Raw genomic sequence first — 26,824 nt, 5'->3', positions numbered from 1 at the left:
ACCGCGGAGAGACTTTGATGACTGCGAAGTTGGAAAAAGTTCTGATCGCCAACCGCGGTGAGATTGCCCTGCGGATTCTGCGTGCCTGCAAAGAGATGGACATCAAGACTGTCGCCGTTTACTCCAAGGCCGACAAAGAGCTGATGCACCTGGGTCTGGCAGACGAATCCGTCTGCATCGGCCCGGCCTCGGCCGCGCACTCTTACCTGCACATCCCGGCAATCATCGCCGCGGCCGAAGTGACCGGCGCTACCGCCATTCACCCAGGCTACGGCTTCCTTGCGGAAAACGCTGATTTCGCTGAACAGGTCGAGAACTCCGGCTTCGCGTTCATTGGCCCGAAAGCCGACACCATTCGCCTGATGGGCGACAAGGTATCGGCCAAGCACGCCATGATCGCTGCGGGCGTTCCAACCGTTCCGGGTTCCGACGGCCCGTTGCCTGAAGACGAAGAAACCGCTCTGCGCATCGGTCGCGAAGTCGGTTACCCGGTGATCATCAAAGCCGCTGGCGGCGGCGGTGGTCGCGGCATGCGCGTTGTGCATAAAGAAGAAGACCTGATCTCCTCGGCGAAACTGACCCGCTCCGAAGCTGGCGCGGCGTTCGGCAACCCGATGGTCTATCTGGAAAAATTCCTGACCAACCCACGTCACGTGGAAGTTCAGGTACTTTCCGACGGCCAGGGCCACGCCATCCATCTGGGCGACCGCGATTGCTCGCTGCAACGTCGTCACCAGAAAGTTCTCGAAGAAGCGCCGGCACCGGGCATCGACGAGAAGGCACGGGCTGAAGTCCTCGCACGCTGCGTCAAGGCTTGCATCGACATCAATTACCGTGGCGCGGGTACTTTCGAGTTCCTGTACGAGAACGGCGCGTTCTATTTCATCGAAATGAACACCCGCGTTCAGGTTGAGCACCCGGTTTCGGAAATGGTCACCGGCATCGACATCGTCAAGGAGATGCTCAGCATCGCCGCTGGCAACAAGCTGTCGTACACCCAGGAAGACGTGGTTATCCGCGGTCATGCACTGGAATGCCGAATCAACGCCGAAGACCCGAAAACCTTCATGCCGAGCCCAGGCACGGTCAAGCACTTCCACGCACCAGGCGGCAACGGCGTTCGCGTCGATTCGCACCTGTACAGTGGCTATGCCGTTCCGCCGAACTACGATTCGTTGATCGGCAAGCTGATCACCTACGGCGCAACCCGTGACGAAGCCCTGGCGCGCATGCGCAATGCGCTGGACGAAATCGTTGTCGACGGGATCAAGACCAACATCCCGCTGCACCGCGATCTGGTCCGCGATGAAGGCTTCTGCAAAGGTGGAATCAACATCCACTACCTGGAACACAAGCTGGCTGGCGAAAAGCACTAAGCTTCGACCCAATCAACAAAGCCGCCTTCGGGCGGCTTTGTTGTTTCTGGACATTTCATCAAGCAGCACACATCCCCTGTGGGAGCGAGCTTGCTCGCGATGGCGGTGTGTCAGCCGACGTCTTTGCTGAATGTGCCGCCATCATCGCGAGCAAGCTCGCTCCCACAGGGTTCGGTGTGAATCAGGAGCCGTGCAGTGGATGCAGGCCAAGCCACTCCCACAAACCCTCCGCGCTCGCGTAAACTTGCGCGCTTCTCGCAGCCCGCTAGGCTGCAATTAATATTTTTCAAAGGTGCCCGCCATGCCTTGGCTGCAAGTCCGTCTCGCCATCAGCCCAGAACAAGCCGAAACCTACGAAGACGCGTTCCTTGAAGTGGGCGCCGTATCGGTGACCTTCATGGACGCCGAAGATCAGCCGATCTTCGAGCCGGAACTCAACACCACGCCGCTGTGGTCGCACACGCACCTGCTGGCCCTGTTCGAAGGTGGCACCGAAGCCGTCACCGTGCTGGCCCACCTTGCGTTGCTGACCGGCAGCCCGCTACCCGAGCATCACAGCGAAGTCATCGAAGACCAGGACTGGGAACGCAGCTGGATGGACGGTTTCCAGCCGATGCGTTTCGGTCAGCGCCTGTGGATCGTTCCAAGCTGGCACACCGCGCCAGAGCCTGACGCCGTGAATCTGCTGCTGGATCCGGGCCTGGCATTCGGCACCGGCACTCACCCGACTACCGCGCTGTGCCTGGAATGGCTCGACGGCCAGGACCTGAAGGACTGCAACGTATTGGACTTCGGCTGCGGCTCGGGGATTCTGGCGATTGCCGCCCTGCTGCTGGGCGCCAAGGAAGCCGTGGGTACCGATATCGACGTGCAAGCCCTGGAAGCCTCTCGCGATAACGCCGGTCGCAACAATATCGCTGAAGAGCTCTTCCCGCTGTATCTGCCGCAAGATCTGCCGCAAGTTCAGGCCGACGTGCTGGTGGCCAACATTCTTGCCGGCCCGCTGGTTTCCCTGGCACCGCAATTGTCCAGCCTGGTCAAATCCGGTGGTCGTCTGGCGCTGTCGGGCATCCTCGCCGAGCAAGGAGAAGAAGTCGCCAAGGCCTACGCCCAGGACTTCGATCTGGACCCGATCGCCAATCGCGATGGCTGGGTGCGCATCACTGGCCGTCGGCGCTAGAATGAGCGCCTGCATAAACCGGATCGCCGCATGACCGACAGCTTCGTCACCCAGTGCCCGCATTGCCAAACCAGCTTCCGCGTCAGCCATGCTCAATTGAGCGTGGCCCGCGGAGTGGTTCGTTGCGGCTCGTGCTTGCAGGTGTTCAACGCCGCCAAGCAGCTGCTTGAACAACGGGCCGGCAAAGACGCGATCACGCCGGCTGCCCCGGCCATCGTCGAACCACCGGAGCCGCGAGCCATCAGCCAAAAGCAATGGACCGCGGCCGAGCTGGATCTGGACAGTCTGGACCTGGACGAAGAGCTCGCCCGCCTCGAACAACGGGAGATCCAGCCGACCACGGAATTCGGCCGACAGCGCGAAGACAACCTGAGTGCCAGCCGGGATACCGTCGAGCACGCAGAAGCGCCGTGGCCCGACAGCCTGTTCAGCGAATCGGCTGCCGATCGTGCGCAGACCACCGAAGCCGACTTGCCAGAGCTGGAACTCGATCCGAGCAAATACTCACGCACCGAACCTTCGCTGTCCCTGGAACCGGTGGAACTGGACGACGAGTCTCTGCCGCCACAGCTGCGCCTGCACGACCCACTCGACGCACCGATGCATCACGAACGCCTGTCGGCGACCGATGATATCGACGACGATCTGCCCTCGATCGAACCTGTGCGCAAAAAGCGTGAGCCGGCTGTCCGCGCTGAAGCCCTGCAAGACCTGACCGATGACCCATTGCAACTGGACTGGCAAAAACGCCGCTCACCCTGGGGTCGCCGATTTTTCTGGCTGCTGTTGATCCTGCTCGGCGCCGCCGCGCTCGCCGGCCAGTACATCGCCTACCATTTCGAGGAGCTGGCGCGTCAGGACCAGTACCGTCCGTGGTTCCAGCAACTGTGCCCGCAAATCGGCTGCACCGTGCCATCCAAAGTCGACATCGCCAAAATCAAAAGCAGCAACCTGGTGGTCCGCAGCCACCCGGACTTCAGCGGTGCACTGGTGGTCGATGCAATCATCTACAACCGCGCGCCCTTCTCCCAGCCGTTCCCACTGCTGGAGTTGCGTTTTGCCGACCTCAACGGCCACCTGATCGCCAGCCGTCGCTTCAAACCCGGCGAGTACCTCAACGGCGATCTCGAAGGGATGGCGGAGATGCCTCCGCAAACGCCGATCCACATTGCACTGGATATCCTCGATCCAGGCGCCAAAGCGGTGAATTACAGCCTGAGCTTTCATTCGCCCGAGTGAAACGGTTCAGTGTTACGGGTTTGACGGCATATTTCTGACTTTGACCGCTCATACCAAACCGCTGGCGATAACAGAATAACTGTTCAGATTTTGTTCAATTCAGCCTTTATCCAGTCATCGAGAGCGGGTATCATGCCAACCCTTTTTCGAACTCTCATGATCCGACCCCACAACAGGGAAGTCCTATGTCGGCGGTACGCATCGGTCCTTACACATTGCACAACGGCTTGATTCTCGCCCCGATGGCGGGGGTCACAGACCAACCCTTTCGTCAGCTGTGCAAGCGACTGGGCGCAGGACTTGTAGTCTCGGAAATGGTCACCAGCGACATGAGCTTGTGGAACACCCGCAAATCACGGATGCGCATGATCCACGAAGGTGATCCCGAGCCCCGCTCGGTACAGATCGCCGGTGGTGATGCACAGATGCTGGCGGATGCGGCCCGGGCCAACGTCGAACTGGGCGCACAGATTATTGATATCAACATGGGCTGTCCGGCGAAAAAAGTCTGCAACAAGGCCGCCGGGTCCGCACTGTTGAAAGATGAAGCACTGGTGACCGAGATCCTGCAGGCCGTAGTGGCTGCGGTTGATGTGCCGGTGACCCTGAAGATCCGCACCGGCTGGGACCGGGACAACAAGAACGGCCTGACCGTGGCGAAGATCGCCGAGCAGGCAGGCATTACGGCGTTGGCGGTCCATGGCCGCACCCGTGCCGATCTGTACACCGGCGAAGCCGAGTACGACACCATTGCCGCAATCAAGCAGGCCGTGTCGATTCCGGTCTTTGCCAACGGCGATATCGATTCGCCAGAGAAGGCCCGGTACGTGCTCGATGCTACCGGTGCCGATGGCCTGCTGGTAGGCCGGGCCGCCCAGGGGCGGCCATGGATTTTTCGTGAGATCGATCATTTTCTGCGTACCGGCGAGAAACTCCCGGCACTGGAACTGATCGAGGTGGAACGCATTCTGCTAGAGCATCTGGCTGCGCTGCACGTCTTCTATGGAGACGTCATGGGCGTACGCATTGCTCGAAAGCATGTGGGCTGGTATCTCGCAACCTTGCCGGGCGCCAGGGAGTTTCGCGCCCACTTCAATCGTTTGGAAGATACGGAAGCACAATGCGCCAACGTTCAGGGCTTCTTCGCCGAACGTTACAAGAGCCTGACAGGGGACGGAGACGAGGTGGCCGCATGACGATGATGACCGAGACTTTAGTGAGTGGAACAACACCCGTGAGCGACAACGTGAATTTGAAACAGCACCTCAATACGCCTAGCGAAGAAGGTCAGACCCTTCGCGGGAGTGTCGAGAAGGCGCTGCACAATTATTTCGCCCACCTTGAGGGCGCTGCCGTCACGGATGTGTACAACCTGGTGCTCTCCGAAGTCGAGGCTCCCCTGCTCGAGTGCGTGATGAACTACGTCAAGGGCAACCAGACCAAGGCCAGCGAGCTGCTCGGACTGAACCGAGGCACGCTGCGCAAGAAGCTCAAGCAGTACGATTTGCTGTAAGCATTCAATCAAACCAGAAAGGCGCCCGCGTAAAAACGGTCGCCTTTTTTGCTGACTCCTTTGCTTTTGATGGAAATTGAGATGACCGACCAGACTACCCGCCTGCCGATCCGCCGCGCCTTGATCAGCGTTTCCGACAAGACCGGGATCCTCGAATTCGCCAAAGAGCTTGAAGCCCTGGGCGTCGAGATCCTCTCCACCGGTGGAACGTTCAAGCTGCTGCGCGACAACGGTGTTGCCGCAGTGGAAGTCGCGGATTACACCGGTTTCGCAGAAATGATGGACGGCCGGGTAAAAACCCTGCACCCGAAAATCCACGGCGGGATCCTCGGTCGTCGCGGTATCGACGACGCCATCATGAACGAGCACGGCATCAAGCCGATCGATCTGGTCGCGGTCAACCTGTACCCGTTCGAAGCCACCATCAACAAGCCAGGCTGCGACCTGCCGACCGCAATCGAGAACATCGATATCGGCGGCCCGACCATGGTCCGTTCGGCTGCAAAAAACCACAAAGACGTGGCCATCGTGGTGAATGCCAGCGACTACGCCAACGTCCTTGAAAGCCTCAAGGCCGGCGGCCTGACCTACGCTCAGCGTTTCGACCTGATGCTCAAGGCCTTCGAACACACCGCAGCCTATGACGGCATGATCGCCAACTACATGGGCACCGTGAACCAGGCGGCGGACACCCTCAGCACCGAAGGTCGCAGCGAGTTCCCGCGCACTTTCAACAGCCAGTTCGTCAAGGCTCAGGAAATGCGCTACGGCGAGAACCCGCACCAGAGCGCGGCGTTCTACGTTGAAACCAAGCCTGCCGAAGTTGGCATCGCCACTGCGACCCAACTGCAAGGCAAAGAGCTGTCGTACAACAACGTGGCCGACACCGACGCCGCGCTGGAATGCGTGAAGAGCTTCGTCAAACCGGCCTGCGTAATCGTCAAGCACGCCAACCCGTGCGGCGTGGCCGTCAGCCCGGACGCTGAAGGCGGTATCCGTCAGGCCTACGAACTGGCTTACGCCACCGACACCGAATCGGCGTTCGGCGGCATCATCGCCTTCAACCGTGAGCTGGATGCTGAGACCGCCAAGGCCATCGTCGAGCGTCAGTTCGTCGAAGTGATCATCGCCCCGTCCGTCAGCGAAGAAGCTCGCGCAATCGTGGCTGCCAAAGCCAACGTGCGCCTGCTGGCCTGCGGCGAGTGGTCGGCTGATCGCGCTGCTGCGTGGGACTACAAACGCGTCAACGGTGGCCTGCTGGTACAGAGCCGCGACATCGGCATGATCGGTGCCGACGACCTGAAAGTCGTGACCAAACGCGCCCCGACCGAGCAAGAGATTCACGACCTGATCTTCGCCTGGAAAGTAGCCAAATACGTTAAGTCCAACGCCATCGTCTACGCCAAGAACCGTCAGACCATCGGTGTCGGCGCCGGCCAGATGAGCCGCGTGAACTCCGCGCGCATTGCTGCGATCAAGGCTGAACACGCTGGTTTGCAGGTGGCAGGCTCGGTGATGGCCTCCGACGCGTTCTTCCCATTCCGCGACGGCCTGGACAACGCGGCCAAGGTCGGCATCACCGCGGTGATCCAGCCAGGCGGCTCGATGCGTGATAACGAAGTGATTGCTGCAGCCGACGAGGCTGGCATCGCGATGGTCTTTACTGGCATGCGCCACTTCCGTCACTGATACACCGCGCCCCTGTAGGAGCTGTCGAGTGCAACGAGGCTGCGATCTTTTGATCTGGTTTTCTAAAGCAAAATCAAAAGATCGCAGCCTCGTTGCACTCGACAGCTCCTACAAGGGATTGCAGCGCCTTTACAGATTTTTGAGGTTTTTGAAATGAATGTTTTGATCATTGGCAGCGGTGGCCGTGAACACGCCCTGGCCTGGAAAGTGGCTCAGGATCCGCGCGTGCAGAAGGTTTTCGTTGCCCCGGGCAACGCCGGCACCGCCATTGAAGCCAAGTGCGAGAACGTCGCTATCGACGTGCTGGCACTCGAACAGCTTGCAGACTTCGCCGAGAAGAATGTTTCCCTGACCATCGTCGGCCCGGAAGTGCCACTGGTCGCCGGCGTCGTCGATCTGTTCCGCTCCCGTGGCCTGGACTGCTTCGGTCCGACCGCTGGCGCTGCTCAGCTGGAAGGCTCGAAAGCCTTCACCAAGGATTTCCTGGCGCGCCACAAGATCCCGACGGCCGACTACCAGAACTTCACCGAGATCGAGCCAGCCCTGGCTTATCTGCGTGAAAAAGGCGCACCGATCGTGATCAAGGCCGATGGCCTGGCCGCCGGTAAAGGCGTGATCGTTGCCATGACGTTGACCGAAGCCGAAGACGCCGTACGCGACATGCTGGCGGGTAACGCCTTCGGCGATGCCGGTTCGCGCGTGGTGATCGAAGAGTTCCTGGACGGCGAAGAAGCCAGTTTCATCGTCATGGTCGACGGCAAGAACGTATTGCCGATGGCCACCAGCCAGGACCACAAACGCGTCGGCGACGGCGATACCGGTCCGAACACAGGCGGCATGGGTGCCTACTCCCCTGCCCCGGTCGTGACCGCTGACGTGCACAAGCGCGTCATGGACTTGGTGATCTGGCCGACCGTGCGGGGCATGGCCGAGGAAGGCAACGTTTACACGGGTTTCCTGTACGCCGGTCTGATGATCGACAAGGCTGGTAACCCAAAAGTCATCGAATTCAACTGCCGTTTCGGCGACCCTGAGACCCAACCGGTGATGCTGCGTTTGCAGTCGAGCCTGGTGTTACTGGTCGAAGCGGCGCTGGCGCAAGCCCTGGACAAGGTCGAAGCACAATGGGATCCGCGTCCGAGCGTCGGCATCGTGCTGGCGGCTGGCGGCTATCCTGGTGACTACGCTAAAGGCGTTGCCATCAACGGTCTCGATGCAGCTGCAGCACTGGAAGGCAAAGTCTTCCACGCCGGTACTGCACTCAAGGACGGTCAAGTGGTGACGGCCGGTGGTCGGGTACTCTGCGCCACGGCAATGGGTGCCAGCGTCGATGCCGCTCAACAGCAGGCTTACAAGCTGGCGGCCAAAATTGACTGGGAAGGCTGTTTCTATCGCAAGGACATTGGCTACCGTGCCATTGCCCGCGAGCGTGGCGAAAATCAGGAATAAGAACGCCATTGGGCCAGGCAAGGGCTTCGGGCCCTTGCCGGACTATTCCGGCGCCGCGCATAGTTATATTCTGGCATCAACCTACGAAGGGATTTCGCCGTGCGCTGGCTCAGGATTGCCATAGGATTCACCGTCACTCTGCTGACCTTGCTCTGCATGCTCCCGGCCCAGGCCGCGCAAGGCAGTGGCTGGGCGGTATTGCTCGACGAACAGGGCGACCTGCAACTCAGCGACATCCGATCCGCTCGCTACACCAATCAATTCAGCCCCATTGAACTCGACCGCCTCACCGCCGCCGAGCCCGATGGCGCGTTATGGCTGCGTTTCAGACTCGCGCCCGGCAAGCATGAACAGTTGCTGCGGGTGTTCGCTCCCGACCTGTCGCACCTCAATCTGTATGTGCTGGACGGCGACACGCTGATCGAGCAACTGAACACCGGCACCGGCCAGCCCCAGGCTGAACGGCCACTGCCCAGCAGCGATTTCATGTTGCCGCTGCCGCAAAACGAAAAACCTCTCGATGTTTACCTGCGACTGGTCTCCGACCATCAGTTGAGGCCTTACATCACCCTGCAGTCGGCGGTCATGACCGCGGCCAATCAGAATCAGACCCTGATCTACGGACTGTTGTTCGGCTGTATCGCAATGCTGATCCTGCACAACCTCATTCGTTATGCCTACACCCGTTCACGCAGCAGTCTCTGGCTGGCGGGCTGCGAAGGGCTGTTGATGCTCAGCCTGGTCCTGCTGCTGAACATGGCCGGCCCGTGGTTGCCGGACTGGCATGCGGTCCAGACACCGGGCGCTTACCTCGCCCTGCTGCTGACGGCACCCTGCGGCCTTATGTTCGCCTACCGGTTCTTCGCCCCGCTCGGCCCGCACCCGCTGAACAAGCTGCTGCTGGGCGACATCCTGTTCATCAGTGTCTGCGGCTTGCTGCTGTTGTTCGTCAACACGCTGCCGCTGAACATCATCACCTACGCGCTGGTCGCCCTCGCGGGACTGACCATGTTGTTCGTCAGCGCCTATCACTGGCAAAAAGGCTATCGCCCGGCGCGTCTTTTCGTGGCGGCAATGGTGGTGTTCAACGCCGGTACGCTGATTATCCTGCCCGCCCTGCTGGGGCTGACCCTGGTGGAGCCTCAAGGCCTGATCACCACGTTGCTGGTGTTCATCTGTATCAGCGGCCTGTTGATGAGCATTGCCTTGAGCGAACGTCAGCGCAGCATCACCGAAGACCGTTTCAGCGTCAGCCGCGACCTGGCCGCCAGCAACGCCGAGATCAACGCCAAGGCCGAATTCCTGGCAAAAATCAGCCACGAAATCCGCACCCCGATGAATGGCGTGCTGGGCATGACCGAGCTGCTGCTGGGCACGCCGCTCTCGGTCAAGCAGCGCGACTATGTACAGACCATCCACAGTGCCGGCAACGAACTGCTGACACTGATCAACGAGATTCTCGACATCTCCAAGCTCGAATCCGGGCAGATCGAACTGGACGATGTGCAGTTCGACCTCAACGCGCTGATCGAAGACTGCCTGAGCATCTTCCGCGCCAAGGCCGAACAGCAGAACGTCGAGCTGATCAGCTTTATCCAGCCGCAAGTGCCGCGCGTCATCAGCGGTGACCCGACGCGCCTGCGTCAGACCTTGCTGAGCCTGCTGGAAAACGCCCTGAAGAAAACCGACGAAGGCGAAATCCTGATCGTCGTCGCGCTCGATGAGCGCAGTGCCAAACCGCGCTTGCGCATTGCCGTGCAGGACAGCGGTGAGCCGATGGACGCCGAAGAGCGCGACGCATTGATGCACGCCGAACTGCACAGTAAGCACTTCCTCTCGGCCACCCGCTTGGGAGGCAACCTGGGGCTGGTGATCGCCCGTCAGCTGATTCGCTTGATGCAAGGGGAGTTCGGCATCAAGAGCGGTGCCAACCAGGGCAGCACCTTGTGGCTGACCCTGCCGCTGGACCCTGACCGCCTCGAACACCCGACGTCTGACCTTGATGGCCCACTGCAGGGTGCACGGGTATTGGTGGTGGACGATAACGACACGTGTCGCAAAGTGCTGGTGCAGCAGTGCAGCGCCTGGGGTCTGAATGTCAGCGCCGTACCCTCCGGCAAGGAAGCGCTGGCGCTGCTGCGCACCAAGGCTCACTTGCGCGATTACTTCGACGTGGTCCTGCTGGACCAGAACATGCCTGGCATGACCGGCATGCAACTGGCCGCCAAGATCAAGGAAGACCCGAGCCTGAACCACGACATCCTGCTGATCATGCTCACCGGCATCAGCAATGCGCCCAGCAAGATCATCGCGCGCAACTCCGGGATCAAACGCATCCTCGCCAAACCGGTGGCCGGCTATACCCTCAAGACGACGTTGGCCGATGAGCTGAACCAGCGGAACAAGGGCCTTTCCATCTCGCAGCACCTGACCATCGGCCCCACTTTACCGGTGAAAGTGCCAAGCGATTTCCGCATCCTGGTGGCCGAAGACAACAGCATTTCGACCAAGGTGATTCGCGGCATGCTAGGCAAGCTCAACCTGCAACCGGATACCGCCAGCAATGGCGAAGAAGCCTTGCAGGCGATGAAAGCCCAGCGGTATGACCTGGTCCTGATGGACTGCGAAATGCCGATCCTCGACGGCTTCTCCGCGACTCAGCAATTACGTGCCTGGGAAGTCGGTAATCAGCGGATTCGCACGCCGGTGGTGGCACTGACCGCGCACATCCTCGCCGAGCACAAAGAACGTGCACGCCAGGCCGGTATGGACGGGCACATGGCCAAACCGGTCGAGCTGTCGCAACTGCGCGACCTGATCGAGCATTGGGTTGCGCAGCGCGATCAGCAGAACCGCACGGCCTCTACGTTTTGAGCAAGCGGGTATAGCCGCCTTAGCGCCATGACCTGATCAGGCATCGAGCGATGAGGGCGGCACTAGAAAGCAATATCGGCAGTTTTTACCAGCGTCGTCACGTGGTCAGGCAATCGATCCCTGATCTTCAGGGCAAGCGTCTCGCGGGCGAACGCGTAAAGAGTTTCGGACAGATTGGCCCGTGCGTAACGCACACAGACGGGGCCTTGCATTTCTTCGACCTTCAGGCGCTGCGACCATGGGTTCGGAGTCAGCTCCTGCCGAGTCTGAAAGTCGACATACACGCTCGTGAACGACGTCGGATTTTGCGCCAGGATCGCGAGCAAGCGCACAGCCTTCAGGGGTGGGCGAGGCGACACATCTTCTTCACCGGAATACTCCTGCGCGTTGTCACACAGAACATTGATCGCGGGTACAGAGCGCGGTATCCGGGCTGCGTACCGCAAAAAATTATCGAAAGTCTGATCTTGCGCACCGCTGCCCTGCATGGCGGCAACTACCCACTCCAGCGGCGAGGCGTCAGGATTACTTTCAAGCGATAAATCCAGACGAAACTTCAAGTTGCGTATCCAGAAGTCGTCAAGCACGCCCACATAAGCGTCATACCACTGATCCGCTGTTTTGTTCTCGATCTTTTTATTGGCCACCAGTTGCGCAAGCAGAGTTGAGTTAATGAGATCATCATACATTTCACGCCCTTCAACTTTCGAGACAGCAACAACTGCATTACCAACAGCCATTAAAGTACATTGACGTACCATAAACATTCCTTGACTGAAAAAAGGGCCGCCGTGTAAACGGCCGCCCTTTAAACACAGCGAATCAAATATCGTAGTTATCGATCTTGGTTTTTGCGTTCAAACCCAATTTCGTGAGAATAGTCGCACGGGTCTGTTCCACCAATGCAGGGACTTTCCTGAAGACCGAATCGCCGCGATACAGTTTCACTTCGCGTGAATCCCAATCCGCGAACAGCACTTGCGTTGCGGTGTTTTTGCGAATGAAACGGACAGTGCCTAGCGCCAGGGTGACTTCATTATTGATTTCGGTACACGTGCCGGCAGCAATACCGCCCACGCCGTGCTCCAGCAGGTTGCGCTCATAAAGGGTCAAGGCAGTTTCACGTTTTTTCAGCGCGGTGATGGCGTCCCCTGCCACCTTCAGCATCAAGGCGGAAGTCGAGCCCGGCACGGCGATACCGGCAATGACGCCACCCAGAATTTCCAGCACCAGTTGATCCATCCGCACGGTGTTGCCGCCGATGTTCATGTCGTTGTAATACTTCTGGGTCGGTAGCCAGCCCGCATCGGTCAAGACTTGCACAAACAGGTAATACCATTCTTTACCCTGATACTCGTATGGGTATTTCTTGTTCGCTACCAGCGTTGCAAAAAGAAAGGCATGCTGAACATCTTCCCGGTTTTGATCACTCAGATTTCCGGTGAACGACAAGATACCTTCACCGACAACGGAGCCTTTGGCAGGCGCTTCAATAACAGGCGCCGAAAAACTGCGTACACGAAGGGCGGAAACATTATCCACTTCATAGCCTTCCAGACGGCGTACACACTCAGCAATTTTACACTCTTCAATATTATGAACAATCATTATCAATCCTTATTAATTAGACGAGTTCCTCTTGAACCCGCGAGAAAACAATATCCAAACAGAACAGAAACCTCAAACAAGAACATGTAACATTATTAATGTAAGCAATCAAACAACTAATACTTCACCCCCCCCTAAAACTTAATACTGACACTTCAAGACCACGAAACAAATAGAGCGATTTCTCAGTTCACCGCCCCAAAGATTAATTCGACTGATAGACTCCGCTACAACCCTCTCATGCCGCGAGTCGAAACCATGCTCCACGTATTGTTCAGCGTTTACCTGAAGATGCTGGTGCTCTACAGCCCGTTCTTCGTATTGTCCTGCTTCATCAGTCTGACCCGTGGTTATTCGCGCAAGGAACAACGTCGACTGGCCTGGAAAGTGGCGACTGCCACCCTGGTCTCCAGCGTCTTGCTGTACCTGTTCGGGAGGGTGATTTTCAGTGTCTTCGGCATCACCGTGGACGCGTTCCGCATCGGCGCCGGCAGTGTGTTGTTTATCTCGGCGCTGGGCATGGCACAGGGCAAGTCGGCGGTGCAAACCGACAACGTGCAGCAGGACGTAACCATCGTCCCGCTGACCATTCCCCTGACGGTCGGCCCCGGCACCATCGGCGCCTTGCTGGTGATGGGCGTGAGTCAGCCTCATTGGGACGACAAACTCACGGCCATTCTCAGTATTGCCCTAGCCAGTTTCACCGTCGGCGTAGTGCTTTATCTGTCCAACCGCATCGAGCGCATTCTCGGTGACCAGGGCTTGCAGATCGTCAGCCGGTTGATGGGGTTGTTCGTCTGCGCGTTGGCGGCGCAGATCATCTTTACCGGGGTGAAGGGCTATCTGGTTCCGTGACACCCACCTTCGTCATTAGCGCGGCAAGCTGCCTGTCCTCGTCCTTTAGAAAAAAAGAGCCGATAGCCACTCACACATCGAACAGGCGCAATGTGTCAGTGGCTGTCAGAACTCAACCTTCTATTTTTTCAACTATTGCGGTGGGCAAAATATCTTTGAGTAACACACTGCCCTTCCTGGCCAGGGCACTCACCAGTGTTGACACCGCGAAGGACTGATAGCCGCTCATCGTCAGAAATACGTTCCGTTGCAAAACGACATCGCTCGAGAATACGTCGCGAAAGATCAAACTGTGTCCGCTGTCCGCATCCACAATCACCAAGTGCTCATCGACCCGGCTCGCCCACAACTGATCCGCAACCACGATATCCCAGATCAGTTTTCCCGGAACCGAGGGCGAGTGGTCGAGCGAATGGCGGCAATCGACAATGACCGATTCAAGTTTCAACCACGCGGCTCTGGTAAGCCGACAGGTCGTTGAACCTTGACCCAGTTTGAGCACCAGGATGCTGACATCATCGGCAATCAACGGGAGCAGGTCCGTACGCGTTTTCGCCCCCTCGACCACCAGTACTTCGGCGTTTCGCTGGACATAGTCGAGCGGCCCGACCCTGTTGTTTTGCGGATAGGTGTGCAAAAAACCACCCCTGCGGTCATGCAGCATCACATTGGTTTGATGCTGGGTGCCGACGAGTGTGAATTGCGCAGCAATAGCGGTCTTCGGAATGCGGATCAACCGTCCGGTCCGGACCACGAACCATTGTTGGTAGTCAGGGTCTTTGACGGACAGAAAATCGGCGCATCGATGTTCGTTCGCCAGCGCCGCCAGGCCCTCACTCAATTCACCTTCCAGTGCAGCGACCCAATGGCTGTCAACGCCCGTAATCCGTACCGGTTCGTTGTGCTGTAAATCCACCTCCACACCTTCAAGCGTCGTTGCCCTCAGGCCAGAGCCTTCCACTGTTACGTCGCTAAAGGTCCAGCTCGCCCATTCCTGCGTCGGGGCTGGCAATGCCTCAGCCAGTAACAGTTTCGTTCCCTGGGCAAATGCCGTGCTCAAGTGGTCTGGATCGATAAAACCCTGACGGACAATCTTGCCGGTTGAAAGATCAAACAGCCAGGTGGCCTGATTGTCTGGAGTCATACTCAGCAACCGTACTTCTTTGCCGTGCCCCATTTCAGCGAGCAGCAGCCGACCACCCAAGTACCAGGCGCACAAACCGGCCTTGAAACCGGTCAAACCCAGGATGGCAAAACTCGGCACCGGGTATTGCAACGCAACCGTTTCCAGCGCCGACCACCACTGGGTTTTGCCCTTGAACCAGTGCTCGGTCAGCCCGCCGAGTCTCAGATTCCCGTCCGGCATAATGTCAAAGAACAGACCAGAGTCGGTCAGGGCGAGATAGTCCCGCCCAACGGCGACAACATTTTTCAGCCCAGGGGGGGAGATGTTGCTGGACGACCAGTGTGCGCGACCCTCCACCATCGATCTTTGCAGACGCATGAGGCTTCGGCCAGGCCTGTCGTAGGTAACGAACACTTCGCCCTCGACACCGGCGGGAGCGATGAGCAGAAGCTCATTCAAGGCCTTGATCGAATCTGCCCATCCCCGCATATAGTGACGCCTGGCAGGTGCACGAATAATCAACCCATCACTGCTGCGCACCCAGACCAGATCCCGCCACTTGTCATTGATCTGCCAACAAATCGAAACCAGTGCACCGGGACGCCAGTTCACTGTATTGGCGGACTCTGCCAGCACCACATAGTCGCCCAGTACCTGTTTCCAGTCCGTCAGCGTGTCAGCCTCCAAAACAGCCTGCAGTGCAGGATCCTGACTGCGGGTAATCGAGCTGAGCAACACGGCCCGATCATGGATCACATAGGTCAGTTCATCGCGCTGACCGTCCTTTCCAGGGAGCTGCTGCACGATCTGAATGCCGCCATTGGTCACAGCCTCGAAGCGGACAATCGCCAGGCCATCTCTATAAAGCAAACGATAGTGCTGAACCAGCGTCCCGGTGATCGCATCGACCTGCCAGACATTGAAACTCTCGGGGTGATAGAAGTAAGCCGAACCCTCCAACACCGCGCCCAATATCACCTCATCGGACACCAGGACATTCGGGTCGCGGATGTACAGAAAACGATCCTGTGCCGAGTCGTAATACGCGACGACCGTCCTGGGTTCGTCCGGCTTTTCGAACGGCACCACGAAGTTGCGAACGGGGGTGTAAGACGTGGCCAGGCGATGTTCATGGGTCAGTGTCTTGAAGTGATCCAGCAACGCTTGTTCTCCGAGGGCCGGATCGGCCTCTTCTTCGACAACCTCCAGCCGCCGGTCAGCAAGATCTACACGCACGATTTTGTTTTTCGACAGCTTGAGCAACACATGGTGAACGCCACCGCCACTGAACGTCACATCCAGCGTCCCCGAGACAAGGCGCCCCCCGGCTTCTATCCGGATGTCTGTCTCCTCCAGCCATGGAGTCCGCAGCACCCAGAGCATGGCCGTGTGACCGGGCGCGACGAGTTCGAGGCTCACTCCAGGATTGAGCAACAGGGAACATTGAGCCCCTGCGCCTTCTACCCGGTAGGACACCAGCCCGTGCCACACCTTCGGCAGCGCAGGTACCGCCAGTGAACGCTCGACGTTATCGAGACGAACATTGAATACCGTTGGCTTGTAGACCGGGTTCAGCCGGTTGACCACGTACTCACCGGGAAACGAGTAGAACGAAAACAGAAACTGCCATTGCCCCTGTTCGTTCTTTTTCTCCAGTCGACGTGCCGTGTCGTACCCGCCGGCATGACGAAACGTGACAAACGGCAGCAACTTGTATTCGTAGCCGAACCAGGTCTTGGGTCTGCAGGGCAGAACGATTGTCTGCCCTGCCTGTGGTGAAAAACGCGCCGAGTCCGGCAACTCAAGGCCCTGGCGAATATCGACGGCGCGGTTGTAATCCACATCGAAATCCGGAACCCCGAAATGGTCCCGCAGCGGGAACAGTTTCGGACTGTCGAAATGGACGGTGGATGCGCGCAAATCCACTCCGCTGAATACCAGCAAGGGATGCGCAAACCAGGCATTCGCCGCCTTGTCCAGGTGATAGCCGCCTTGTAAATACGCCTTTTCCAGCCCATCAAAAAACCGCGCGACCTCCTTGGCTTCCTCCGCAATGGTCGCAAAACCTTCGGCCAGCGCCGTAACGCCCACCGCCAGCCCGCCAAGAATCACCCCGGCGCCCCCCAGCACCGCGGCCACCGTACCCGCGCCAGCCAGGGCTGCCCCCAGACCAGCTGCGCCTACCACCACACTCGCGGAGTCAAAGGCCAACTGCGTTCCGAACTGCGCCTTTTCAATGTCATTGGTGGCGTGACTTAACTGATAAATATCAAACCCGACATTCACCAGCCCCAGCACAGTACCGACGCCTTCATTGGCGATATGCCCCAAGGCCTTTTGCACCAACGGTGCGCTGGTGCGGGCGATCAGCTTTTCATCGTCCAGTGCCTGACGCACCAGTTTCACAACGCCAATCAAATCCACCACGTTGCCATGGGCCAGCTGGGCATAGTTCACGTAGGCATGCAGGCGAATGGCGGTGGTCAGGGCCTTGTCACCACCGTTCGCTGCACTCTCGTGACGACGCAGTACGTTCATCAAGGCTTGTACGGTGAACCCGGCATTGAGCGTATGAACGCTGCCGGCGTCCGTCGGATCAAGCGGATTGACCGGCGCACGCGGGCGAGCGGCCAATGAATGGAAGGTTTCGGAGAGGAAGTTTTTAATTCTCAGGAAACGGTGATCGCTGGTGGTGACACGCTCAATGGTCTGCCCGGCATCGGTGTTGACGAGACTGATTTTGTATTCCCCTGTTGGGGTTATCTCCAGTGTCTCGAACAACGCAACCGAATCCGACGCCAGCCCGTGTTGCTCCTGCAACTGTCGTGTCGCCTGCGCGATCTGCCCGCCCCACCAGTGCGCGTCCAATGCCAGCAATGAACTGCCCAGCGCCGCGTTGTTGACCAGCGACTGCCCCCGGGCACTGGCCAGCCGTTGCCGAACCCTGGGCAGCGCTTGTTCAGGTAAAGCACCTGGTTCGGACAGGCTTGATACCTCACTGCCGGAGGCAAGCACCATCTTGTTCAGTCTGGCACCATCGAGCTCGATCAGATCAAAGGTCGGCCGTTGCGCATCGCCAAAGGCTGCGTAATGCATGGCCATTTTTTTGCGCAGGAAAAAGCGCGTCAACGCGTCACTGAACGCCAACGACGTGACAACCTGGAAGATCCCAAAATTCGGGTCGTATAGCAGATAAATGCTGTGCTCGCCTTCGAAGATTTTCGCCACCAGCATCGAGTGGTTGTCCGAATTGAGCATCACGGTCGTGCTGGCCGTTTTTGCTTCCAGTAGCGCTACGACCTGAGCCAGATCAGAGCGCATCAATGGCTTGCCTATGTCATTGACCGGCGCGTCACGCAACTCCTCGATCATGCTCACAAACGCCTTTGAGTCCGCGGCCTCTGGCTCGATGACGGCCAGGTAAAAGCGTTCTCTCAAAGTGTTTGCCGCATTGTTGCCTTTGTGGAGCGCTGCGGCCATGGCCAGCGCCAATGGGTAACAGCGTCCGGCAACCCGGTCGCCCGCGCCTTCGAGCAACAAGTCCTGCGGCACCGTTTTGAAACTGTCGAGATCGAAGCTCTCCAGCACCTCATCGATTCGTTCTTTGATCCGGTCGAGGTATTCGAGCTTCGCCACGTGCTGAATTCTGGCGACCAAACGCCCCCATTCCACCAGCGTCAGCGGGCGTTCGAGTGCCTGCTTCTTGAGCTCGACGCTGGTTTCGGACAAGGCCACGGGCGGGTTGGAAGCACTCGTCAACCCGGCAAGGAAAGCCGGATGACTTTGCTTGAACAGCTCCCGTTCAATGGCCCCGTAACGGTGGATGACCCCCAACTCCGACATCGTATTGGCAAGGTTTTCAAGCGTTGCACTGGCGGCATCAAAATGCCGGTTATCCAGGATATTGACCCCCAATAGCCCACCCAGCAACAGACGTTGCAGCGGGTTTAGTTTCACGGTGAGCAGTGGGTCTTTGGGGACCCGGCTCAGCAGTTCATCCACCGACAGGTTTTGTATTTCCGCGTCCAAGGGGGGAGTCGGGGGGTGGATGCGGGCATCCTGAGCGATGATCGCTTGCCGGTCATCGAAGCTCAGGGACAACGGCTTTTCAAACGTCACGTTGCCGTTGTGGCGCTGACGCATTGCCTGGCGAAACGGTTCACCGAGATCATCGGCCAGTTGCTGCAACAGATCGGTGATCAACACATGACGACCTTCGATCACCGGCCAGCCTTCTTCGAAATCAATACTCTGGAACTTGAGCAGCTGTGTGACATCGCCGGCATAGCGGGTTTTGAACTTCCCGGCCTCCCAACGCTGCTTTTCTCTATTCAGCCATTGAGCCGTGTCGCTCTCGTTCTCCTTCCAAGAGTGATCCAGTTCCTCCTCGGTCGCCCGGTTGACGGTTGCGATGGCGGGTATGGCGACTTCAGCTCTCGAAGCTTCAGCGCCCCGTGGGGTGAAATGCATCTTCTCGTAATCCGCCAGCCCATCGCGCATCGCAGCAGGCCCGGTCAGATAAATGGTCACTTCACTCTGTGGACGGATTCCGTCGCTGTAGTAAGCAGCGGCAGCTTCAACCAAAAACCTGACCGCTATTTCTTCCTCCATCGACAGTTCATGCAAGGGCCCGAACCGTTTCTCAACCAGCTCCTCGGCAACGTCACTGACTGCCTGGGCATCGATAAGCGCGATCTTTCTTTCAATGGCTAACCGGGCGGTGGCATCCACCACCTCATAGTTGAACCTGAAACGGTCAAGAACAGCCTTGAGCATCGCTGACCCTGAATGAGCCATCATGAACGCGTTACTCAACGTGCTTTGCTCGGCGACGGCACGCAGTCCATCCGGTCGCACCTGGCGCTCTACCGGGCGCCGGAAAACACTGCTGATATCAGGGCTGCTCTTGGCAAAATTCTCCAGCGCCTCACGGTGCTCCAGGGGAATTTGCTCGAAATAGTTTGTGTACCTGCTGCGTATAACCTGCCGCCCCGGCATCCACTCAGGACGGTGGTCAAGTATCAACTGCAAAACCCCCAGGCGTGCATCCGAGCCAAACTGGCTAATATCCACCCCGCCCAGGTTTTCTAACAGCGGAGGCAGGTTATCCACGTCTGCATAACTGCCACCGTCGCCGAACAGCGCCTCGGCGCGGACAATATCGGAGGCGGCAGCAAAGTTGCCACGCAAGCTGATTTCTCGCTCATAGATGTCCTGCAAGTACAACGGTGTCGCCTCGGTGGCGAGATCGCGAAGAACAATAGCGCCCTCGCCCAACGACAACAGACTCTGACGGTTCTTTTCCCTTAGTAACTTCAACCGTCCTTCATCTTGGCTATAGGCTCGAACCAACAGATCGATCCTGGCGTCGTCGGCGCTCTCACCGTGTTCTACCGCTTTATTAATGTGCGCAAACATCTGCTGCTTGAGCGCGATGACCCGCTCTTCATACTTGTCGCCCAATTCAATAGCCGTGTTATTGGCCTGCCCGCCATTAAGCATGGCGTCAGCCTTGGCTGACTCGACAATAATCCGATTGGTTTCGTAGGCCAGCAATGCATCGCTGTCGTACCAGAGTTTGAGGGTGTAACCCTGCCCAGACAGTGTCTGCTTCCAGATATTGATGTAGTCGCGCTGGATATCGCCCATACCACCGCCGAGCCAGACGAAGTGCAGATTGTCAGGAACGTTTGTTTTGGGAATTAGCAACTGCTGCGTACCGTTCGACAAACGAGCCTCGAAACCTTCGAGCCGTTCGTAGAGGTCAGTTACGTCGGGGCCAGTACTCTCGGGAGGAAGCGACTCAGTCGTTCGTCGTTGTCGACCGGCAGGCCCCGCAGGCCCGGCAAAAGATGCCAAAGCCTGCTTCAACAGGCCCAGCGGCTCCAGCATCCTGGGCGAGCCGAGCAAGTCTATGCAGCCTGAGTAATACCTGAAGACGGCGTCATACTCGTCGGTACCTTTGTGCGAAATTAACGCCTGTTCAAGATCTTTAAGATTAAAGAGTTTTGCGAACTTTACATATTCACCGACATACGGAACATCCAAAAGACTATTAGACAAGACACTCTCCAGCTTCAATATATGCAATTAAATTCTGTCAGCCAGCCGCGCAAATACCGCTCGACGACAACGTCAAACATTCCGTATTTTTGAACGAGACCAGATCAATACGTGAAGCAACCACTTCACAGGAGACAAAACTAAATCGTAAAAGCGGGCACTTCAAACCCGAAGAAATTCAATTAATTTCATTACAATCAAATTTGAAAAAATAAAAACCTTATATTGCCGACTCAAATAAGCGCACTTAGGCAAACAAAATCGTTGGGACCATCAGCAAACAGGCGGCGTTGTGACTCATCGCAACGCCGAAGTTTTCGACTGCAAAAAAAGCACTGGATAAAGGAAGAAAGCAGCGACAGAAAACAGTATTAATTCTTCGTGGCGAGAGTCATAAACCCCACAACGATTGGTGAAATAGATGACGCATCAACGCCAGGGCGAAAGTGCCGACCAGCAGGCGGGAGTCTATTCAGTGACAAACGGCCCACGCGGGGCCGCCAAGGTTCAGGAGGCAGGCTTGATGCCATACCAACGAGGCGTATACACCCACTCACCACCCTCGGCACGAGGGAACACGCAGGTGGTGGAGGAACCGATCAGCACCATGGTGCGCATGTCGACCTGGTCGGGGGTCAGTTCGCCGAGCGTGGTAACCCGTAGCGTCTGACCAGGACGGCCAATGTCGCGACCCAGCACCACCACTGTTTCCGGCGTGCGATGCCGGCCGACGATTTCCAGCGCCTGGCCCAGTTGCCACGGCCGCGCACGGGAGATCGGGTTGTAGAACGCCAACGCCAGATCAGCTTCGGCGGCCAGGTCCAGGCGCTTCTCGATGATCGCCCAAGGCTTGAGGTTGTCCGACAGCGACATCACGCAGAAGTCATGGCCCAAGGGCGCGCCTGCTTGAGCAGCCGTCGCCAGTGACGCGGAAACACCTGGAAGGATCTCCAGATCAACGCTGTGCCAGCTCGGCTCGCTCGACTCATGCAACGCTTCAAGCACCGCCGCCGCCATGGCGAACACACCGGGGTCACCGGACGAAACCACAATCACCGAACGGCCTTGCGCCGCCAGTTCAAAAGCGTGGCGGGCACGCTGCATCTCTTCGCGGTTATCGGTGCAATGCAGCACCTGATCGTCGCGGAACGGCCCGGCCATGCGCACGTAGGTTTCGTAGCCGAGTACGTCGGTGGCCCTGGCCAGTTCGGCCTTGACCGCTGGCACCATCAGCTCGGCGGCGCCAGGGCCCAGACCGATTACCGCCAAACGACCGCGTGCACGGCCGATCTGCGCAACGTCTAGCGGCTGACGGGCTACCGCGATGGTGATGCCGATGTCAGTCGAGACGACGCTCGCATTCGGCACGGCGTGACGAGCCAGCTCGCGAAGCTCTCCGGTAGCGGATGTGAAACGCAGCGCAACGCCCAGTTCAAGCGCTGCTTCGCGTAACGCCGCACTGGCCATGTCCAGATCGCTGGCCAACAGGCACGCCAGCGATTGCACGGCGATGTTCGCCTGATGCAAGGCTGAGCGAATGGCGCCTGGCAGATCCGCGACCTCGGCGCTCACCGCCACCAGCACATTGCGCGGGTAGATCATCAATTCATTGGCCGCAGGCGCACGCTCGGCATGGCCGACATGGATCGACAGCTGCGCGTGAGGATCTTGCGGCAACTGCGCTTGCGCCAGCCACGGCGCAGCACCTTCGACGCGTACGCTTTGGCCAGCGAGCAAATCCGAGACGAAGCGCTTGCCCAGTTCCAGATCGCCGAGGGCGTAACCGCTGGGTGGATTGAGCAGGCAGGTGCCGAAGCGCAATTCACCGCTGGTGGTGATCGCCGCAGCAACCTCGAGACCGGCAGCAATCTCTCGCGCCATGACGTTCACCCCGCCGAGACCGCCGAGCAGCGGCACCACGGCGCTGCCGTCTTCGGCCACGGCCAGCACCGGCGGCTCGGCGCCTTTTTCCAGCAGAAGCGGGGCCAGCGTTCGGATCACGATACCCGCAGCGCACAACGCGATGATCGGCGTGTCCTGTTGATAGAACTCACGCAGGGTGGCACCGAACTCGTGATAGACGCGGTCCGCGCCCTCCACCCGTTCGGCCAGACCATGGATCAATGCGCCAGGGTACAGCTGCGCAATCTTGCGCGCGGTCGCGAGGCTGCCATTGCCCAGAATGACAATCGCCGGAACTGGACGGGCCATCAGCCTTGCCACCTTTCGCCGGGCACAATGATCAGCGAGAAGTACGGCGAGGACATCGGCTCGACCTGATCCAGCGGGACGATTTTCTGGTTGGCCATGGTCGCGCGCTCAACGTACAACGCACGCTCCGCCAGCCCGAGTTCTTCGAGCACCTGACGGACCTTGGGAAAGTTGCGCCCCAGCTTCATGATCACGGCGGCATCGGCATCGGCCAGACGACGCTTGAGATCGTCGGCAGGCAATACGCCCGACAGCACTGACAAACTCTGATTGCGATACACCAGCGGCGCACCCAGCACCGAAGCGCCGCCGAGCATCGAGCAAACGCCCGGCACGACTTCGGCTTCGTAGCGCTCGGCCAGTCGATCGTGCAGGTACATGTAGGAGCCGTAGAAGAACGGATCACCCTCGCAGATCACCGCCACGTCACGGCCAGCGTCCAGGTGCGCGGCCAGTTCTTCGCCGGCCGCATCGTAGAAATCGCTGATCACTTGCTCGTATGACAGCGGCGCCGGCAACGCTTCGGTGGTCACCGGATACACCAGCGGCAGCAGCGTTTGCGCGTCCTGCAAATGCGCCTCGATGATGCCGAACGCGTTGCCCTTTTTGCCCTTGGCGACGAAGTACGCCACCACCGGCGATTCGCGCAGCAGGCGCAGGGCTTTGACGGTAATCAGTTCCGGATCACCGGGGCCGACACCCAGGCCGATCAAACGTCCAGGTTGCTGCATCATTCGATCTCCGTGGCAAGGGCATTGACGGCGGCGGCGGCCATGGCGCTGCCGCCCAGCCGGCCTTGCATGATGACGAAGGGCACGCCGCGACTGTCTGCCGCAAGCATCGCCTTGGATTCGGCGGCGCCGACGAAGCCTACCGGGAAGCCGAGGATCAGTGCCGGTTTCGGCGCGCCAGCGTCGAGCATCTCCAACAGATAGAACAGTGCGGTCGGCGCGTTGCCGATCACCACCACGCTGCCTCCCAGGTGCGGGCGCCACAGTTCCAGCGCAGCAGCGGAACGGGTGTTGCCCAACTCACGGGCCAGTTCCGGAACGCTGTCATCGCGCAGGGTGCAGATGACCTCATTGTTCGCTGGCAAACGCGTGCGGGTCACGCCTTCACTGACCATCCGCGCGTCGCACAGAATCGGCGCACCGGCGGCCAGCGCATCACGCCCGGCCTTGCCCGCGCCGTCGGAAAATTGCAGGCCTTCGATGGCGTCGACCATGCCGCAAGCATGGATCACACGGACCGCGAGTTTTTCCAGGTCGGTCGGAATACGCTCGAGGTTAGCCTCGGCACGAATGATCGCGAAGGAGTTGCGATAGATCTCCTGACCGTCGCGGATGTAATCAAGCATCAAGGGGGCTCCGTGAGCGGGCGTCGAGCAAGGCTGCGACCGCTTCAATAGTAAGGTTGCGTGCGTGCAGCGCGCCGAAACCCGGCTGCGCTGCATCGCGAAAATAGAGGTCGTAGTGACCGGGAGAAACCGCCAGCAATGTGACCGGCGCACTGTGCGCGGCCGCACAGGAACGCGGGCAACCGGACAGGTGCACGTTCAGTGTCTGGCCGTGGCGTTGCAGCAGCGCCGCCAGTTGTCGGGCATCGCCCTTGGTGTCGGCCAGGCCTTTCCCGCAACCCGTCGAGCCGGTGCAGGCGATCAGATGCGCCAAGGCATCGTCGGCCGAGCAACGCAGGCCCAGTTGTTCAAGGTTGTGGATAACTTGCGGCGCATCGTCGACATGGACACCGGGTAACAACAGACTTTGCCAAGGTGTGAAACGCAGGCTGCCGTCGCCCTGATCACGTGCCAGTTGTGCGACGCCTCTGAGCATCGCGGGATTGAGGCGGCCCAGCGGCGGCACGGCGCCGATATACACACGCTCGGCCTCACGCTGTGGATGAGCGCCGATGTGCAAGACACTCGGACTTACCTTGCGCTGCCAACCCGTGATGGGCATCAACGGCACACGTTCGGCCAGACGAGCGAGAAACTCGTCGAGCGAGCACTCAGCCAGCAAATGCCGCATACGTGTCTGATCGGGACGCGCCAGGTCGAGAAACAATTCAAGCACCGCGACCACCAGCGCATGGCCCTGCTCCAGTGACACCGCGCCCGCAGGCGAGTCCACAGGGCAACCTGCCAGACCAAATGCAAAAACCAGTTCGCCGCCTCGCTCAGTGGCGGACAACCACAGGTCATGGGAGTGTTCGAGCATCGCCAAACTTTCACCGCCATCGAGTTGCACCGCAAACTTGGCGCTGAGGTCGTGGAATCGTTCATGGCTTTGCAGCGTGACGAGGATCTGTTCGGCCAGCGGGCGCGTGTCGAACAGCCTCTGCTGATCGATCCCGGCGCTGGGGCTGAGCATCAAATTGCGCACATCGTCGCCAGCGGCGGTGCTTGGCCCCAACCCGGCAGCCATCAGGCCATCGATCAAGGCGTCATGTTCACTGCCGACCCCGCGGATTTGCAGGTTAGCGCGGTTGGTCGCCTCGATCACACCGCCGGCAAAGCGCTCGGCCGCATCGGCCACCGCCCCGGCCTGATCGGCCGTGATCGAACCACCGTTGAGTTTGATCCGACAGATGCCGCCATCCAGCGCCTGGACAATACGCAGCAACCCCGGACAGGCCGAGGGGCGTAAAGCGGTGGACATCGGGCGTTCGTTCAATGAGTGACCGGCTGACTGGATGCACGTGAAGGGCGAAGGGCTGCCATTATGCCTGCTTTGCCCGAGCGCATGAAAAGTCTGCCGGTCGGAAACGCTGTCGAAGTATCAATCAAGCAAAAGAAGGCTTCAGCCTGAGTGGAATCAGAGTGCGTACTCGATGGACTTGAGCGCCAGGGCTACAACGTCTTCTTCCACGTTTTGTCGAATGGCGTCCATGTCCCGACGCTTGATCTCCAACCGCCGAATCCGGATATCCAATTGAGAAAGACTCTGGTCTATTGTCCAGAACAGGTAGGGTGTAGAGATGCCCGACTTGATCAACCTGACATGACTAACCACCATTTCCAGATCTCCGTTGGGCTTATAACTGACCGGCACGATATTGAATCCGAATATTTTCCCACTTAAGCCCGCAAATTTCGTCAGCAACTTGGCGTCACGCTCCAGCTTTCCAAGTACTGCTTCAACCTGTGCTATTTGAGCGCTCGTGAGGTAGGGACGCGCCACATTCAACCAAGCCTGTTTCAAACTGCCCGAGAACTGCGGCTTGATGTACTCGACCGGCTCGGCGAGCTTCCAATCCATTGACCAAAACATACCGGCGTAATGATCGAACCAAGGCCCCGGCTGCGTCTCGCTCTTCGCGACTTTATCCGCGCCATGCTGGGCCAGAAAAATGCAGTTTTTGACAAAATCATTGTCGGCAATAGTCTGGCCGGCAACGCCCGTCAGCAGCACATTATTTATCATCAGCGCATCACGTTCGATGACACCTTTAGCTAAACCGTTATCCATATAAGTTTATTTCATCCTTGATATTGTCGCAGCCAACACCAACTATTGGCCGAACATTTAACACGCATAAGATTGCGCAACCAAAATAAAAACAAAACTACCAAAACTATCATTCCAACAAACAATTTTTCCTCAACATTAAGTGTCTGCAACTCGGAGCTCTCCTGTCCCGGC

General features: G+C 58.6%; 17 protein-coding genes. 9 read left to right on the top strand and 8 right to left on the bottom strand.

All coding sequences use genetic code 11. From position 1 onward, the window contains the following. The first annotated feature begins 17 nt into the window (after positions 1 to 17). The 8 genes from accC (at position 18) to ACIQU2_RS15745 (ending at position 11,320) form a co-directional block, all read left to right on the top strand. A complete protein-coding gene (gene accC / locus ACIQU2_RS15780) occupies positions 18 to 1,376 on the top strand; it encodes an acetyl-CoA carboxylase biotin carboxylase subunit (RefSeq protein ID WP_347802861.1) in 1,359 nt (452 codons plus the stop codon). 301 nt (positions 1,377 to 1,677) lie between these two features. Further along, positions 1,678 to 2,556, top strand: a complete 879-nt coding sequence (prmA, locus tag ACIQU2_RS15775; protein WP_403142328.1) for a 50S ribosomal protein L11 methyltransferase — start codon at positions 1,678 to 1,680, stop codon at positions 2,554 to 2,556. Between the two features lie 30 nt (positions 2,557 to 2,586). Then, entirely contained in the window at positions 2,587 to 3,795 is a 1,209-nt protein-coding gene (locus ACIQU2_RS15770) for a DUF3426 domain-containing protein (protein ID WP_403142325.1), read from the top strand. 185 nt (positions 3,796 to 3,980) lie between these two features. Next, the gene (dusB, locus tag ACIQU2_RS15765; RefSeq protein WP_008153758.1) at positions 3,981 to 4,991 is read left to right on the top strand and encodes a tRNA dihydrouridine synthase DusB; all 1,011 of its coding nucleotides are present in this window, start codon (positions 3,981 to 3,983) and stop codon (positions 4,989 to 4,991) included. Beyond that, positions 4,988 to 5,308 carry a DNA-binding transcriptional regulator Fis gene (gene fis, locus ACIQU2_RS15760; RefSeq protein WP_007907419.1) on the top strand — a complete coding sequence of 107 codons (321 nt, stop codon included), beginning with the start codon at positions 4,988 to 4,990 and terminating at the stop codon, positions 5,306 to 5,308. Before dusB ends, fis begins: the two co-directional genes overlap by 4 nt. A gap of 81 nt (positions 5,309 to 5,389) precedes the next feature. Then, positions 5,390 to 6,997 carry a bifunctional phosphoribosylaminoimidazolecarboxamide formyltransferase/IMP cyclohydrolase gene (purH, locus tag ACIQU2_RS15755; protein WP_403142322.1) on the top strand — a complete coding sequence of 536 codons (1,608 nt, stop codon included), beginning with the start codon at positions 5,390 to 5,392 and terminating at the stop codon, positions 6,995 to 6,997. Between the two features lie 153 nt (positions 6,998 to 7,150). Beyond that, positions 7,151 to 8,446, top strand: coding sequence for a phosphoribosylamine--glycine ligase (gene purD, locus ACIQU2_RS15750; RefSeq protein ID WP_201183679.1), 1,296 nt, complete (start codon positions 7,151 to 7,153; stop codon positions 8,444 to 8,446). Between the two features lie 99 nt (positions 8,447 to 8,545). Then, positions 8,546 to 11,320 (top strand): response regulator, encoded by a 2,775-nt coding sequence (locus ACIQU2_RS15745; protein ID WP_347802856.1) that lies wholly within the window; start codon positions 8,546 to 8,548, stop codon positions 11,318 to 11,320. A 62-nt stretch (positions 11,321 to 11,382) separates the two neighbouring features. Here ACIQU2_RS15745 and ACIQU2_RS15740 read toward each other — a convergent pair whose 3' ends face one another. Both ACIQU2_RS15740 and ACIQU2_RS15735 read right to left on the bottom strand, forming a co-directional pair. After that, entirely contained in the window at positions 11,383 to 12,081 is a 699-nt protein-coding gene (locus ACIQU2_RS15740) for a hypothetical protein (RefSeq protein WP_403142317.1), read from the bottom strand. A 61-nt stretch (positions 12,082 to 12,142) separates the two neighbouring features. Further along, positions 12,143 to 12,928: a hypothetical protein gene (locus ACIQU2_RS15735; RefSeq protein ID WP_347802854.1), complete on the bottom strand. Its 786-nt coding sequence runs from the start codon at positions 12,926 to 12,928 to the stop codon at positions 12,143 to 12,145. Between the two features lie 258 nt (positions 12,929 to 13,186). Here ACIQU2_RS15735 and ACIQU2_RS15730 point away from each other — a divergent pair, with 258 nt between their 5' ends. Further along, complete coding sequence (locus ACIQU2_RS15730) at positions 13,187 to 13,783, top strand: MarC family protein (protein ID WP_007937197.1); 597 nt, start codon at positions 13,187 to 13,189, stop codon at positions 13,781 to 13,783. A gap of 112 nt (positions 13,784 to 13,895) precedes the next feature. On the opposite strand, the gene ACIQU2_RS15725 is transcribed toward ACIQU2_RS15730, so the two are convergent. The 6 genes from ACIQU2_RS15725 to ACIQU2_RS15700 all read right to left on the bottom strand — a co-directional run bounded on the left by ACIQU2_RS15725 (position 13,896) and on the right by ACIQU2_RS15700 (position 26,650). Beyond that, positions 13,896 to 20,972 carry a TcdA/TcdB pore-forming domain-containing protein gene (locus ACIQU2_RS15725; protein WP_403142314.1) on the bottom strand — a complete coding sequence of 2,359 codons (7,077 nt, stop codon included), beginning with the start codon at positions 20,970 to 20,972 and terminating at the stop codon, positions 13,896 to 13,898. Between the two features lie 507 nt (positions 20,973 to 21,479). After that, positions 21,480 to 23,183: a precorrin-3B C(17)-methyltransferase gene (cobJ, locus tag ACIQU2_RS15720; protein ID WP_403142311.1), complete on the bottom strand. Its 1,704-nt coding sequence runs from the start codon at positions 23,181 to 23,183 to the stop codon at positions 21,480 to 21,482. Next, positions 23,183 to 23,914 (bottom strand): precorrin-2 C(20)-methyltransferase, encoded by a 732-nt coding sequence (locus tag ACIQU2_RS15715; protein ID WP_033053597.1) that lies wholly within the window; start codon positions 23,912 to 23,914, stop codon positions 23,183 to 23,185. The genes cobJ and ACIQU2_RS15715 overlap by 1 nt, the downstream gene beginning before the upstream one ends. Further along, a complete protein-coding gene (locus ACIQU2_RS15710) occupies positions 23,914 to 24,540 on the bottom strand; it encodes a precorrin-8X methylmutase (protein WP_403142310.1) in 627 nt (208 codons plus the stop codon). Before ACIQU2_RS15710 ends, ACIQU2_RS15715 begins: the two co-directional genes overlap by 1 nt. Then, on the bottom strand, positions 24,533 to 25,840 hold the full coding sequence (cobG, locus tag ACIQU2_RS15705; RefSeq protein ID WP_403142307.1) for a precorrin-3B synthase: 1,308 nt from the start codon (positions 25,838 to 25,840) through the stop codon (positions 24,533 to 24,535). Before cobG ends, ACIQU2_RS15710 begins: the two co-directional genes overlap by 8 nt. 156 nt (positions 25,841 to 25,996) lie before the next feature. Beyond that, positions 25,997 to 26,650, bottom strand: coding sequence for a hypothetical protein (locus ACIQU2_RS15700; RefSeq protein WP_403142304.1), 654 nt, complete (start codon positions 26,648 to 26,650; stop codon positions 25,997 to 25,999). Positions 26,651 to 26,824 lie beyond the last annotated feature (174 nt).

Origin of the sequence: Pseudomonas sp. NPDC098740 (genome assembly GCF_044760065.1) — a bacterium.
Classification (GTDB): Bacteria; Pseudomonadota; Gammaproteobacteria; order Pseudomonadales; family Pseudomonadaceae; genus Aquipseudomonas; species Aquipseudomonas rossensis.
This window is presented reverse-complemented; position numbering and strand designations above follow the sequence as displayed.